The sequence below is a fragment of the Streptomyces sp. NBC_00086 genome (genome assembly GCF_026343255.1).
In the GTDB taxonomy this organism is placed as follows: domain Bacteria; phylum Actinomycetota; class Actinomycetes; order Streptomycetales; family Streptomycetaceae; genus Streptomyces.
Window position 1 is genome coordinate 1,694,935 of record NZ_JAPELZ010000001.1, and the last position, 14,499, is coordinate 1,709,433.

Below are 14,499 nucleotides of genomic sequence, written 5' to 3' on the forward strand. Positions count from 1 at the left end.
CCCCACCGTAGAACGCGCTCAGCGGCCCTCGCGCGCCGCGTTCGGTGTCATGCCCTCGCCCCGGCCCAGCCGGCTGTGCTTCTTCCCGTAGAGGTAGTAGACGGCGATGCCGATCACCATCCAGATCCCGAAGCGCAGCCAGGTCTCGGCCGGCAGGTTCAGCATCAGCCAGACCGACGCGGCGATCGACAGGATCGGCACGAGCGGCACCCACGGGGTGCGGAAGGCCCGGTGCAGGTCGGGCCGGGTGCGGCGCAGGACCATCACGCCGAGCGCGACGACGACGAAGGCGAAGAGGGTGCCGATGTTCACCAGGGTCGCCAGCTCGTTGATGCTGGTGAATCCGGCGACGATCGCGATGATCACGCCGAGCAGGATCGTCGGCCTGTAGGGCGTACGGAACTTCGGGTGCGTCCGCGAGAAGAACCGCGGCAGCAGTCCGTCGCGGCTCATCGCGAAGAACACCCGGGTCTGGCCGAGCAGCAGGATCATGCAGACCGTGGTCAGGCCCACGGCGGCGCCGAAGCTGATGATGCCTCCGTAGACCGGATGGCCGGCGGATTTGAAGGCGTCGGCCAGCGGGGCGCTGACGGAGAGCTCCTTGTAGTTCTGCATGCCGGTCACCACGATCGAGACCGCCACGTAGAGCACGGTGCAGATGATCAGCGAGCCGAGGATGCCGCGCGGCATGTCCCGCTGCGGCAGCTTGGTCTCCTCGGCGGCGGTGGCCACCACGTCGAAGCCGATGAAGGCGAAGAAGACCACGGAGGCGGCGGTGAAGATGCCCATGATGCCGAAGTTGGTGGGCTCGTAGCCGAAGATGAGCTGGACGAGCGGGGCGTCCAGTCCGGAGCCGCCCTTCTGGGCTTCGGCCGGCGGGATGAACGGCGTGTAGTTGGACTTCGTGATGAAGAACGCGCCCGCGATGATCACGATGAGCACCACCGTGACCTTGATCGCGACGACCACCGCGGTGATCCGCGCGGACAGCTTCACCCCGACGACCAGGATCGCGGTGAGGACCAGGACCAGGACGAAGGCGAGCAGGTCGAAGCTGCCGCCCGGAACGTCGGGCCCCTGCAGCGCGGCGGGCAGGTGGACGCCGGCGTTGTCCATGAGCGAGCGGACGTACCCCGACCAGCCGACGGCCACGACCGCGGTGCCGAGCGCGAACTCCAGCACGAGGTCCCAGCCGATGATCCAGGCGGGCAGCTCGCCGATCGAGGCGTACGAGAAGGTGTACGCGGATCCGGCCACCGGGACGGTGGAGGCGAACTCGGCGTAGCACAGGGCGGCCAGCGCGCACACGATGCCGGCGGCGACGAACGCGAGGGCCGTGGAAGGTCCGGCGGTCTCCTTCGCGACCTTGCCCGTCAGGACGAAGATGCCGGTGCCGATGATCACGCCGACGCCGAAGACGGTCAGGTCCCAGGAGGAGAGCGACTTCTTGAGCGCGTGTTCCGGCTCTTCCGTGTCGAGGATCGACTGTTCGACCGATTTCGTACGGAAGGGACTCTTCAGGTTCCTACTCACCGACGCACCTCCGCTGGGCAGACCGCATCGAAACGAAACGGGCCGGAAGGCCCACCCTTCAAGGGTGAACCTCCCGGCCCGTGGCGTGCAACCGCAGATGATCAGTCGCGGCGGTCGCAGGGGTCGGCCGAGAGCCGTCCCGCCGCTCAGTCGACGGCGGCGGCCGGCTCGCTCTCGTAGCGCCCGTCCAGCTTGGCCACCAGGCCCGTGACCTGCCGCGCGATGTCCGGGGCGGTCAGACCGATCTCGGCCATGACCTCCTTGCGCGTGGCGTGGTCCAGGAAGCGCTGCGGAATGCCGAAGTCACGCAGCGGTACGTCGACCCCCGCGTCCCGCAGTGCCTGCGCCACGGCGGAGCCGACACCGCCGGTACGGCTGTTGTCCTCCACGGTGACGACCACGCGGTGGCGGTCGGCGAGCGGGGCCAGAGCCTCGTCCACCGGCTTGACCCAGCGGGGGTCGACCACGGTCGTGGAGATCCCCTGCTTGTCGAGGAGGTCGGCGATCTCCAGGCACATCGGGGCGAGCGCGCCGACCGAGACGAGCAGTACGTCCGGCCGGGTGACCTCGTCGGCCGGACGGCGCAGCACGTCCATGCCGCCGATCTTGCCGATGGCCGGCACGGCGGGGCCGACGACGCCCTTGGAGAAGCGCACGACGGTCGGCGCGTCCTTCACCAGGACGGCCTCGTTCAGCTGCGCGCGCAGCTGCTCGGCGTCGCGCGGGGCCGCCAGGCGCAGGCCCGGGACCACCTGGAGGATGGACATGTCCCACATGCCGTTGTGGGAGGCGCCGTCGGTGCCGGTGACACCGGCACGGTCCAGGACGAAGGTGACCCCGCACTTGTGCAGGGCCACGTCCATCAGGACCTGGTCGAAGGCGCGGTTGAGGAAGGTCGCGTACACCGCGAAGACCGGGTGGGCGCCGCCGGAGGCCAGGCCCGCCGCCGAGGTGGCGCCGTGCTGCTCGGCGATGCCGACGTCGAAGATCCGGTCCGGGTAGGCGTCGGCGAACTTCTTCAGGCCGACGGGCTGGAGCATGGCCGCGGTGATGGCGACGATGTCCTTGCGCTCCCGGCCCAGCTTGACCATCTCGTCGGCGAAGACGGAGGTCCAGCTGGCGGCGTCGGTGGAGACCGGCAGGCCGGTGTCCGGGTGGATCACGCCGACCGCGTGGAAGCGGTCGGCCTCGTCCTGGACGGCCGGCTCGTAGCCCCGGCCCTTCTGGGTGAGGCAGTGCACGATGACCGGTCCGCTGAAGCGCTTGGCGCGCTGCAGGGCCGATTCCAGGGCCTCGATGTCGTGCCCGTCGATGGGCCCGATGTACTTCAGGCCCAGGTCCTCGAACATGCCCTGCGGGGCGATGAAGTCCTTGAGGCCCTTCTTGGCGCCGTGCAGGGTCTCGTAGAGGGGCTTCCCGACGACCGGGGTGCGCTCCAGGAGGTCCTTGCCGCGGGCCAGGAAGCGCTCGTAGCCGTCCGTGGTGCGCAGGGTGGCCAGGTGGTTCGCGAGGCCGCCGATGGTGGGGCCGTACGAGCGCTCGTTGTCGTTGACGACGATCACCAGGGGGCGGTCCTTGGCGGCGGCGATGTTGTTCAGCGCCTCCCAGGCCATGCCGCCGGTGAGGGCTCCGTCGCCGATGACCGCGGCGACGTGGTGGTCCTCCTTGCCGAGCACCTCGTTGGCCTTCGCGAAGCCGTCGGCCCAGCCCAGCACGGTGGACGCGTGCGAGTTCTCGATCACGTCGTGGTCGGACTCGGCGCGCGAGGGGTAGCCCGACAGGCCGCCCTTGGTGCGCAGGCCGCCGAAGTCCTGGCGGCCGGTGAGCAGCTTGTGCACGTAGGCCTGGTGGCCGGTGTCGAAGAGGACCTTGTCCTTGGGCGAGTCGAAGACCCTGTGCAGAGCGATCGTCAGCTCGACGACACCGAGGTTGGGGCCGAGGTGCCCGCCGGTCTTGGAGACGGCGTCGACGAGGAAGGTCCTGATCTCTGCGGCGAGCCTGTCGAGCTCCTCCTGGCTGAGCCGGTCCAGATCGCGCGGTCCCTTGATGCGGGTCAGCAGCACCCGTGCCTCCTTGCAGTCGCTTGCTGGTCTGCCGAGTCTAATCTTCGCCACTTGGGCGTTAGTGAAGCGCGGTCCCGGTCAGGTCACACCTTTGTCATACCTGTACACATCAGCACGGAGTCACACCCGCCAAATGGGGGTATACCCGCACATCTGTACGTACACGCTCACGCGCAGGTGCCCGGTGCCACATGAAGTGGCACCGGGCACTGTGACGGTTCTTACCGCCGCATCACGCTCCGCGCACGCCGGTCAGGCGCGCCCGGCCGTCTTCTGCGTCTTGCGGGTGATCGAGTCGATCACCACGGTGGCGAGGAGGACCGCGCCCGTGATCATGTACTGGATCGGCGTCGCGATGCCCTCCAGGGCCAGACCGTACTGGATGGAGGTGATGACCATGACGCCGAGGAGGGCGTTCCAGGTCCGGCCGCGTCCGCCGAAGAGGCTGGTGCCGCCGATGACGGCCGCCGCGATCACGTTCATCAGCAGGTCGCCGGCGCCGGCGCTCTGGTTCGCCGCCGCGATCTTGGAGGCCCAGAAGAGGCCGCCGATGGCCGCGAAGGTGCCGGCGATCGCGAAGACCGTGATCCGGACCCGGTTGACGTTGATGCCGGCGCGCCGGGAGGCCTCGACGCTGCCGCCGAGGGCGAAGACCTGGCGGCCAAAGGTGGTGCGCCGCAGGAGGAAGTCCGTGCCGACCAGGGCCAGCAGGAAGAGCACGATCGCCAGCGGCAGGCCCTTGTACTGGTTGAACACCATGGCCGGACCGAAGGTGAACACCGCGAGGAGCCCGGTGCGCAGCAGGATCTCGCCGAGCGGGCGGGAGGGGACCCCCGCGGCCGCGCGGCGCCGGTTGTCGGAGAACGTGGCGAGGAAGTACCCCGCCACGGCGAGGGCGGCGAGCCCGTAGCCGACGGCCACGTCCGAGAAGAAGTACGTGGTCAGCTGCCCGACCACGCCCTCGGAGTCGAGGTTGATCGTGCCGTTGCTGCCGAGGATCTGCAGCATGGCGCCGGACCAGAAGAGCAGGCCCGAAAGGGTGACCGCGAAGGCCGGGGCGCCGATCTTGGCGAAGAAGAAGCCGTGGAGGGAGCCGATCAGGGCGCCTCCGGCGATCGCCGCGAGGATGGCCAGCCATTCGTTGACGCCGTTGGTGACCGAGAGGACGGCCACGATCGCGCCCGAGACACCGCTGACCGAGCCGACCGAGAGGTCGATCTCACCGAGCAGCAGGACGAAGATGATGCCGACCGCCATCATGCCGGTGGCCGTCATCGTGATCGCGATGTTGGTGAGGTTCTCGGCGCCGAGGAAGTTCGAGTTCAGGCCCTGGAAGATGCTCCAGATGATGATCAGGCCGAGGACGACGGGCACGGAGCCCAGGTCGCCGGCCTTGAGCTTGCGGCCGAACTCGTTCACGTACCCGGCGAAGCCCTGCTCGCGGACGAGCAGGCGGGGGTCCACGGCCGGAATGGCGTCGTGGGCGGCAGCCGGGTTGACGGGGTCTATGTGCTGGGTGCTCACTTGCGGGCCTCCCCTGTGCGGGCCGCCCGGCGGGTCACGGCGTTGTCCGTGGCCCCGGTGATGGCGGAGATGATCTCTTCCTGCGACGTGTCCTTCACGGAGAAGACGCCGTTGTTGCGGCCCAGCCGCAGGACGGCCACCTTGTCGGCCACGGCCTTCACATCGGCCATGTTGTGGCTGATGAGGATGACGGCGTGACCGCGCTCGCGCAGCCGCTCGACCAGGTCGAGCACCTGTGCGGTCTGCTCGACGCCGAGGGCGGCGGTGGGCTCGTCGAGGATCACGAGCTGGGGCTCGCCCAGCATGGAACGGGCGATCGCCACGGTCTGGCGCTGGCCGCCGGAGAGCGAGGCGATGGGGATGCGGACACTGGGGATCCGGATGGACAGGGTGGTCAGGAGCTCGCGTGCGCGCCGCTCCATCTCCACCTCGTCGAGGATGCCGCGCCGCTTGAGCTCGCGTCCCAGGAAGAGGTTGCCGACGACGTCGATGTTGTCGCACAGCGCGAGGTCCTGGTAGACCGTCGCGATGCCCAGGTTCTGGGCGTCGTGGGGCTTGGTGATCGAGACCGGACGGCCCTCCCACTCGATGACTCCGTCATCGATGGGGTGCACGCCGGCGATCGTCTTGACCAGCGTGGACTTACCGGCGCCGTTGTCGCCGACGAGGGCGACCACCTCGCCGGAGTGGATCTCGAGTTCTACGTCGGTGAGGGCCTGAACGGCGCCGAACCGCTTCGAGACCCCGCGCAACGCCAGTACGGGCGCAGCGGACACATGAACCATCTCCTTGCCGCCTGACCGGCGGGGATGTCGTGCAAAAGAGCAGGACCACGGGGGGATTTGAGAGAAAGCGAAGGTGCTTGAGAGAAACGTTTCTGTCCGGCGCCCCGCCGGTGGCGGGATGGAGGCGGGAGCGCCGGACAGGTATGGGGGCCGCTCGGCGGACCGAGCGGCGGGGGCCTACTTCAGGCCGATGGCGGCGCAGGCGGCCGCGTACTTGTCGGTGCAGATCTCGTCGGCCGTGTAGACGTTGTCACGGATGACGGTGTCCTTGACGTTCGCCTTGGTCAGCGAGACGACCGGGATCAGCAGGGACGGGACGCCCTTGGTGGTGGGGCTGTCGACCTTCGCGGTGGCGGTGGTCGCGATCGGCTCGCCCTTGGCGAGGGCCACGGCCATCTTCGCGGCGGCCTCGGCCTCGGGGGCGTACGGCTTGTAGACGCTCATGAACTGCTCGCCCGCCACGATCCGCTGCACACCGGCGAGTTCGGCGTCCTGGCCCGTGACCGGGGGCAGGGGGGACACGCCGGCCGCCTTGAGGGCGGTGATGATGCCGCCGGCCATGCCGTCATTGGCGGAGTAGACGCCGATGACCTTGTCCTTGCCGAGCGCCGAGAGCGCGGCCGCCATGTTGGTGTTGGCGTTCTCCGGCTTCCACTCGACGGTGTCGTACTCCTTGCCGACGTTCACCTTGCCGTCGAGGACGGAGTGCGCGCCCTTCTTGAACAGCGCGGCGTTCGGGTCGGTGACGGAGCCGTTCATCATGACGATCTGGCCGGCCTTGGCCTTGTCGCCCAGGGCCTCCAGGAGCGCCTTGCCCTGGACCTTGCCGACCTCTTCGTTGTCGAAGGAGGTGTAGGCGTCGATCGGGCCCTCGGCGAGGCGGTCGTAGGCCACGACCGGGATGCCGGCCTCCTTGGCCTTCTTGACCGAGCCGGCGATGGCCTTGGAGTCCACCGCGTCGATGATCAGGACGTTCACCTTGTTGGTGATCATCGTGTCGACCTGCGAGTTCTGCGTGGTCGCGTCCTGCTTGGCGTTGGCGTAGACGACCTCGCCCTTGCCCGCGGTGAGCTCCTTGACGGCCTTCTCGATGAGCGGCTTGTCGAACTTCTCGTAACGCGCGGTCTGGTTCTCCGGGAGGAGCAGACCGACCTTGATCGCGCCGCCCTTGACCGCTCCGGAGGCGTTGTCCTTCTTGTCCCCGGACTCCTTCGCGCTGCCGCAAGCGGCGAGCGAGACGGCCATGGTGCCGGCGGCAACGGCGACGGCGACTCTGCGCATACGCGTGTTCATTACTTGAACCTCCCTGACGAGGCCGCAGCACTGCGGCCGAGGTGGATGTGAGTCAACCCCGGCCGCAAGTTTGTCGTCAAGGAGTGAATGCTTAACGAGATGACAACGACGCCATTCGTTATCTAACTGAAGACAAGACGGCGGGAGCTCGCACTCCACTTCCATTTTCCGCCAAAAGTGTCGAATCGCCCATCTCACTCAGTACGAGGGCCAGCGCGCCCAGCACCTCGGCCCGCCCGCCCAGGGACCCCGTGAGCACCGACAATTGCCGGGCGGCACTGGGGATCGCGTACCTCCCCACGGATTCACGGATGGGGGCCAGGACCAGTTCACCGGCGTCCGCGAGGGAGCCTCCCAGGACCACCCGGCTCGGGTTCAGGAGATTGCACAGACTGGCCACGCCGCTGCCGATGTGGCGGCCCACGTCGGTGATGACGCGACGGCAGCCGGGGTCCCCGTCCCGGGCGAGTTCCACCACCCGTTCCATCGTCAACTCCGGTCCGTGGCTGCTCTGCAGGAGCGGCAGCACGTACCGGGCCGCGGCGAAGGTCTCCAGGCAGCCGCGGTTGCCGCAGCGGCAGACGGGACCCGATTCGTCGAGCGTGATGTGCCCGATCTCGCCGGCCGTGCCGCCGGGTCCGCGGTAGATCTGGCCGTTGATGACCAGCCCCGCGCCGACGCCGCTGGCGACCTTGATGTAGGCCAGGTCCTTTACTCCCCGCCCGCTCCCCCAAACGAGTTCGCCGAGCGCCCCGAGGTTCGCGTCGTTGTCCACGTACACCGGTACGCCCAGGCGCTGCGAGAGCTCGCGGCGCGGGTTGATCCCGGCCCAGCCCGGCAGGATCGCGGTGGAGCCGAGGGTGCCGGACTCCAGGTCGATGGGGCCCGGTACGCCGAGCCCGACGCCGATGACCTTGTCGCGGCCGATCCCGATGCCCTCGACCAGCCGTCCCACCAGGGCTTCGGCCCGGTCGAAGCCGTCGACCCAGGAGGCGTCCACGTCCAGCGGCTCGGACTCCTCGGCCAGCACCTGGTGGGCCAGGTTCCCCACGGCCACCCGCAGGTGGGTGTGGCCGAAGTCCACGCCGATCACGATGCCGGCGTCCCCGCTGAGCGAGACGCTGCGCGCCCGCCTGCCCCCGGCGGAGGTGTCCGTGACCTCGACGGTCCCGGCCTCCTTGAGTTCCCGGACGATGTTGGAGACCGTGGCCGCCGACAGTCCGGTGCTCCGGGCGATCTCCGCCTGGGTCAGCGAACCGGCGAGCCGCACCGCCCGTACGACGCGCTCCAGATTGGCGCGATGCAGCGAAGACTGCGATCCGGGAGTCTGCACGACTCATCCACTCCTGCCCATAAGCAACGGCAAGCCGTCGCCCCCCGGCCGGGGTGGTCAGTGGCTGCATGCCCCGACTGACACGAGACCCCGGCGTCTCTCCAACTTGTGAACCTTAAGTCGAGCCTTTGCGCCTCACGACGTCAAGAGGCCGCCGCAGTACGAATCGGTCACTACCGGCCATAAGTATGAGAGAACCTCCATCCTGATCGTGCTACGGTCGCCGTGGCGCTGGTCAACACGGTCTTCACGGCCGGATCGGGCGCCCTCTGTCATGCAAGCGCTACGCAAGGAGGTGTTCGGGATGAGTCCCGATCGAAGTCCTTGCAGCGCTCTCTTCGGCTGAGCTCCCTGAGCGGCCGGTCTCTCTTCGAGTGTGCACGCCCTCGGCCCTTCGCCGCTGCGTTGCGTTTCTGCATTCATCTTCGTAACCCCTTCCGCACGCCCTGACGCTTCCGTCGGGCGCGCGTCATCCATGCCCATCGGCGTGCCTCACGGCCTTACGTGCCGCCTCGCGCCGACCCATGATCACTCCACGTGACCGCGCGGCTTCGTGCTGCCCGGACGCCGTGGAGGGAGGTTTTTGCCATGACCATGCTCACCCCCCGTACCCCCACGAAGCTCGCACCCCCGGGCCGGGCACGCCGCGAACGCAAGGCGGCCGAGCTGGAGGCCCGTACCCGGGTCGTCGGCGAGCGGCTCGCCGAGGTCAGCGCCCGCCCGGGCGTCCAGGTCCTGCAGGACGTGGACGCCTCCCGCAACGGCCTCACCCACGCCGAGGCCGCGCTGCGCCTGGAGCGCCACGGCTCCAACGTCATCGCCCAGGAGCGCGCCCCGCGCTGGTACGTCCAGCTGGCGAAGGCGTACGCCAACCCCTTCATCGCCGTCCTGATCTTCCTCGCCTGCCTCATCTACTGGCAGGACCCCGAGTCGCCGAGCGTGATCATCCTCTCGGTGATGATCACGATCAGCGGGCTGCTCCGATTCTGGCAGGAGTACCGCTCGGGCCGCGCGGCCGACGCCCTGAAGCAGCTCGTCACCACCACCTGCGCGGTGCAGCGCCGGGCCGGCAGCGGCTCGGGCCCCACCACCTTCGAGATCCCGATGGACCGCGTGGTCCCCGGTGACGTGGTCAAGCTGGCCGCGGGCGACCTGATCCCGGCCGATCTGCGCATGATCACCTCCAAGGACCTGATGGTCAGCCAGGCCGCGCTGTCCGGCGAGTCCCTGCCGGTCGCCAAGGCCGACACCCGGACGGACGACCTCGGCCAGTTCGAGACCTCCGACCCCGTCGAAGCCGACAACATCTGCCTCATGGGCACCTCGGTGACCTCCGGGACCGCCACCGGAGTGGTCGTCGCCACCGGGGCCGGCACCTACTTCGGCTCGATGGCCGGCTCCCTGGTCGGCGAGCGCCCGGAGACCAACTTCGACACCGGCGTGCGCAAGGTCAGCTTCCTGCTGATCCGCTTCATGCTGGTGATGGTCCCCATCGTCTTCGTCATCAACGGCGTCACCAAGGGCGACTGGAACCAGGCGCTGCTCTTCGGCATCGCCGTGGCGGTCGGCCTGACCCCCGAGATGCTGCCGATGGTGGTCTCGGCCAACCTGGCCCGCGGCGCGGTCGCCATGTCCAAGCGCAAGGTGGTCGTCAAGCGGCTCAACGCGATCCAGAACCTGGGCGCCATGGACGTGCTCTGCACGGACAAGACCGGCACCCTCACCGAGGACCGGATCGTCCTGGACCGCTACCTGGACGTGCACGGCTCCCCGGACGACGAGGTCCTGGAGTACGGCTACCTCAACTCGCACTTCCAGACCGGCCTGAAGAACCTGATGGACCAGGCGGTGATCGACCGCGTGGGCGAGGCCGAGGAGGTTGTCGTCGACGCACGGTTCTCGATGGTCGACGAGATCCCCTTCGACTTCGCCCGGCGCCGGATGTCCGTGGTCCTCAACCGCAACAGCATGGTGGGCTCGGCCGGCCGCGCCGAGCACGTCATGATCACCAAGGGCGCCGTCGAGGAAGTCCTCGCCCTGTGCACCCACATGACGGACCGTGGCCGGAAGGTCGAGCTGACCGGACAGCTGCGCCACCACGTCACCCGCATCGCCGAGGACAACAACCGCCAGGGCCTGCGCGTCCTCGCCGTCGCCACCCGCACGATCGGCGCGCCGCGCGACACCTACACGGTCGCGGACGAGAACGAGCTGACCCTGGTCGGCTTCCTCGCCTTCCTCGACCCGCCGAAGGCCGATGCGGCCCGGGCCCTGCAGGGCCTGGCCGACAAGGGCATCGCGGTCAAGGTCGTCACCGGCGACAACGAGCTCGTCGCCGCCCGGGTCTGCGCCGATGTCGGCCTGAGCGTCGGCCACGTCGTCAACGGCAGCGAGATCGACTCCCTCGACGACCCGCAGCTGCGCGCGCTGGCCGCCCGTACGACGGTCTTCGCCAAGGTAAACCCGGTCCAGAAGGCCCGGATCGTTCGGGCCCTGCAGGCCGACGGCCACACGGTCGGCTTCCTCGGCGACGGCATCAACGACGCGGCCGCGCTGCGCGACGCCGACGTCGGCATCTCGGTGGACACCGCCGTCGACATCGCCAAGGAGTCGGCCGACATCATCCTGCTGGAGAAGGACCTGACCGTCCTGGAGCAGGGCGTGATCCAGGGCCGGACCACCTTCGGCAACACGATCAAGTACATCAAGATGACGGCCAGTTCCAACTTCGGCAACGTCTTCTCGGTGCTGGTGGCGAGCGCCTTCATCCCCTTCCAGCCGATGCTGGCGATCATGCTGCTGGTGCAGAACCTGGTCTACGACATCGCCCAGCTGGCCACCCCGTGGGACCGGATGGACGAGGAGTACCTGCGCAAGCCCCGGAACTGGGACGCCAAGGGCATCGGCCGGTTCATGGTCTGCATCGGCCCGATCAGCTCCATCTTCGACATCACGATGTACGTGATCATGTGGAACGTCTTCGCCGCCAACACCGAGGCCCACGCGGCGCTCTTCCAGTCCGGCTGGTTCATCGAGGGGCTGCTCTCGCAGACCCTGATCGTCCACATGATCCGCACCCGCAAGATCCCCTTCATCCAGTCCCGTGCCTCCTGGCCGGTGATGGTGATGACGATCCTCGCGGTGCTGACCGGGCTCTTCCTGCCCTTCTCGCCGCTGGCCTCCTCGCTGGGCTTCGTACCCCTGCCCGCGAGCTACTTCCCGTGGCTGATCGGCGTGCTGCTCGCGTACTGCACGCTCACGCAGCTGCTGAAGACCGTTTACATCCGCAAGTTCGGTACCTGGCTCTAAGAGCCGGCGAGGAAGGAAGAAGGGAGAAGGCCGATGATGCTCACCGAATGGGAGATGGCCGGGCACCTGGTCGCGGCGCTCGGATTCGGGGCGGCCATCGGCCTGGAACGGCAGTGGCGGGCCCGGATGGCGGGCCTGCGGACCAACGCCCTGGTGGCGGGCGGGGCGGCGCTGTTCGTACTGCTCTCGCAGTACGGGTTCATGAGCGAGGTCTCGGAGGTCCAGTACGACGGCTCGCGGGTCGCCGCCCAGATCGTCTCGGGGATCGGCTTCCTGGGCGCCGGCGTGATCATGCGCGACGGGCTGAGCGTCCGGGGCCTGAACACGGCCGCCACCCTGTGGTGTTCGGCGGCCGTGGGCTGCCTCGCGGGCACCGGGATGTTCGTCCTGGCGGCCTGCGGCACGGTGGGCGTGGTGGGGGCGAACCTCCTGCTGCGCCCGCTGGGCCGGCGGATGGACCGCGAGCCGGGGGGCGGGGCCGAGGTGGCCACCGACTTCCACTTCGAGGCCGTGTGCCTGGAGGCGGAGGAGGCCCACATCCGCCACCGGCTGGTCGACGCGCTGGGCCGGCCGGGGTACCAGCTGCGCTCGATCCGCAGCCAGGACGGCCCGGAGGCCGGCCTGGTGACGGTGTCCGCGCTGCTGACCGCCGAGGGCGAAGGGGGCCGGATGCTGGAGGAAGCGGTGAGCAACCTCTCGCTGGACCCCTCCGTCTCGGCGGTCAGCTGGTCGGTCGTGCCCGACCCGTCCGCTGCTTGAGCGGCCGCGCTACTTGATCGTGGCGGAGGTCAGGCCCGCCTGGATCTGCCGCTGGAAGGACAGGTAGACCACCAGCATCGGGATCATCGCGATGGTCACACCGGCGAACAGCACCGGCAGGTCCGTCTCGTAGCCCATCTGGTACTGCAGCTGGATCAGGCCCTGGGTGAGCACGTAGCGCTCGGGGTCCGATCCGGTCTGCGGCTGCATCAGCACGGAGGGGAGGATGTACTGGTTCCACTGCCCCAGGACATTGAATATCCCCACGCTGATCAGGCCGGGCTTGGCCATCGGCATCATCACCTGGAAGAAGATCCGGGTGTGCGAGGCACCGTCGATCACCGCCGCCTCGTGCACGGCCGTCGGCAGCGTCCGGAAGAACGAGTGCATGAAGAAGACGGTGAACGGCATCGAGTACGCCACGTACACCAGGATCAGACCCTGGTACGAGTTGAGCATGTCCAGCCGCTTCACCATGAAGAACAGCGGGACGAGCGCCAGGAAGACCGGGAACATGGCCCCGCTGACGAAGAAGTAGTAGATCGGCCGGTTGCCCCGGAAGGGGTAGCGGGCCAGGACGTACGCGGCCATCGAGCCGAGCAGCATCGTCAGCGGGACCGAGAACACCATCACGATCAGCGTGTTGGCGAAGTAGTCCCCGATGCCCTTGTCCCAGGCACGCCCGAAGGCGTCGAAATGCCAGTTGGACGGCCAGCTCAGGGCCGAACTGCCGATCTGCACGTCGGTCTTGAAGGAGCCGAGCACCAGCCAGATCAGCGGCAGGACGATCAGTATCCCCCACACGGCGAGGAAGCCGTGCGAGAAGACGTTGAGCACCATGCCGTCGGAACCGCTCTTGTTCTTCCCGCGGGGCTGCCCGGTGGCGGCGGAGCGCTTCTTCTCGGCTGCCGCCTCGCCCGGCGCTTTGACAACTGTGGTCATCGTGGTCTCCCGCTAGAACTCGACGTGCTCGCGGCGAGTGGCCCGCAGCGTGATGGCGGAGAGGATCAGGGTGAGGACGAGCATCACGACCCCCATGGCGCAGGCGTAGCCCGCATTGCCGAAGTAGAGGAAGTTACGCATCAGCACCGTCGCCATGACCTCGCTGTGGTGGTCCGGTCCGCCGCCGAACTGGCCCGAGGTCATGGTCGACACGAGGACGAACATGTCCATCGCGGCGATGCCGAGATAGACCGCGGAGGTCTGCACAGAATCCCACAGCAGGGGCAGCGTGACCTTGAAGAAGGTCTGGGCGCGCCCCGCGCCGTCGAGCAGTGCGGCTTCGTAGATGTCCTTGGGGACCGACTGCATGGCCGCCGAGAACAGGACGAGGTAGAAACCGACCCCGTGCCATACGACGACGAGCAGCAGGCACCAGAGGACGAAGTTGGGCTCGTTGAGCCATTCGATGGGGTGGGACGGGTCGACCAGTCCCAGTGTGGTGAGGAAACCGTTCAGCAGGCCCCCCTCGTCACTGCGGTACACGGCTCCGAAGAGCACCGCGAGGATGGCGAGGGAGAGCACCTGCGGGAAGAAGTAGATCACCTTGTAGAGGGCTGATCCCGCCACTCCCTGAACTCCGCCGGCTCCGCTGCGCCCTCCGGCGTTCAGCATGAAGGCGAAGAACAGGGAGATCAGGATGGTGATCGCCGGGACGAACACCAAGAGCAGCAGGTTGTGCAGCAGAGCGCCGCCGAAGACCTCGTCCTTCATCAAGGCCGAGTAGTTGTCCAGCCCGACGAAGTCGAAAGTCGGTGACTGACCCGTCCAGTTGGTGAAGGAATAGCCGAACGTCTGAATGTACGGCCAGATGACAAAGGTCAGGTACAGCGCAAGGGGCAGGATGAGGAAGCCGGCGATGAAGCCGCCCCGCCCCTTGCTGTTTGCTACGTGGCTCATG

The 14,499-nt window shown here is 68.2% G+C and carries 10 protein-coding genes; 2 read left to right on the plus strand and 8 right to left on the minus strand.

The features are described 5' to 3' along the window. Positions 1-18: 18 nt before the first annotated feature. From OG276_RS07530 to OG276_RS07555, 6 genes are all read right to left on the minus strand, one after another. A complete protein-coding gene (locus tag OG276_RS07530; protein ID WP_266903694.1) occupies positions 19-1,533 on the minus strand; it encodes an amino acid permease in 1,515 nt (504 codons plus the stop codon). A gap of 146 nt (positions 1,534-1,679) precedes the next feature. Then, complete coding sequence (gene dxs / locus OG276_RS07535; RefSeq protein WP_266903695.1) at positions 1,680-3,596, minus strand: 1-deoxy-D-xylulose-5-phosphate synthase; 1,917 nt, start codon at positions 3,594-3,596, stop codon at positions 1,680-1,682. 252 nt (positions 3,597-3,848) lie between these two features. After that, complete coding sequence (locus OG276_RS07540; RefSeq protein ID WP_266903696.1) at positions 3,849-5,120, minus strand: sugar ABC transporter permease; 1,272 nt, start codon at positions 5,118-5,120, stop codon at positions 3,849-3,851. Further along, positions 5,117-5,905, minus strand: a complete 789-nt coding sequence (locus tag OG276_RS07545) for an ATP-binding cassette domain-containing protein (protein WP_112447331.1) — start codon at positions 5,903-5,905, stop codon at positions 5,117-5,119. Before OG276_RS07545 ends, OG276_RS07540 begins: the two co-directional genes overlap by 4 nt. Before the next feature lie 177 nt (positions 5,906-6,082). Beyond that, a complete protein-coding gene (locus OG276_RS07550) occupies positions 6,083-7,198 on the minus strand; it encodes a sugar ABC transporter substrate-binding protein (RefSeq protein ID WP_266903697.1) in 1,116 nt (371 codons plus the stop codon). A gap of 118 nt (positions 7,199-7,316) precedes the next feature. Continuing rightward, positions 7,317-8,531: an ROK family transcriptional regulator gene (locus tag OG276_RS07555; RefSeq protein ID WP_243331471.1), complete on the minus strand. Its 1,215-nt coding sequence runs from the start codon at positions 8,529-8,531 to the stop codon at positions 7,317-7,319. Between the two features lie 588 nt (positions 8,532-9,119). Between OG276_RS07555 and mgtA the strand changes: the two genes are divergently transcribed. Beyond that, positions 9,120-11,840, plus strand: a complete 2,721-nt coding sequence (mgtA, locus tag OG276_RS07560; protein ID WP_266903698.1) for a magnesium-translocating P-type ATPase — start codon at positions 9,120-9,122, stop codon at positions 11,838-11,840. Between the two features lie 33 nt (positions 11,841-11,873). Then, positions 11,874-12,599, plus strand: a complete 726-nt coding sequence (locus OG276_RS07565) for an MgtC/SapB family protein (protein ID WP_266885779.1) — start codon at positions 11,874-11,876, stop codon at positions 12,597-12,599. Positions 12,600-12,608: 9 nt separating this feature from the next. Here OG276_RS07565 and OG276_RS07570 read toward each other — a convergent pair whose 3' ends face one another. Both OG276_RS07570 and OG276_RS07575 read right to left on the minus strand, forming a co-directional pair. Further along, positions 12,609-13,541 (minus strand): carbohydrate ABC transporter permease, encoded by a 933-nt coding sequence (locus OG276_RS07570; RefSeq protein WP_266903699.1) that lies wholly within the window; start codon positions 13,539-13,541, stop codon positions 12,609-12,611. 12 nt (positions 13,542-13,553) lie between these two features. Beyond that, positions 13,554-14,498 carry a carbohydrate ABC transporter permease gene (locus OG276_RS07575; protein ID WP_266903700.1) on the minus strand — a complete coding sequence of 315 codons (945 nt, stop codon included), beginning with the start codon at positions 14,496-14,498 and terminating at the stop codon, positions 13,554-13,556. Position 14,499: the final 1 nt, after the last annotated feature.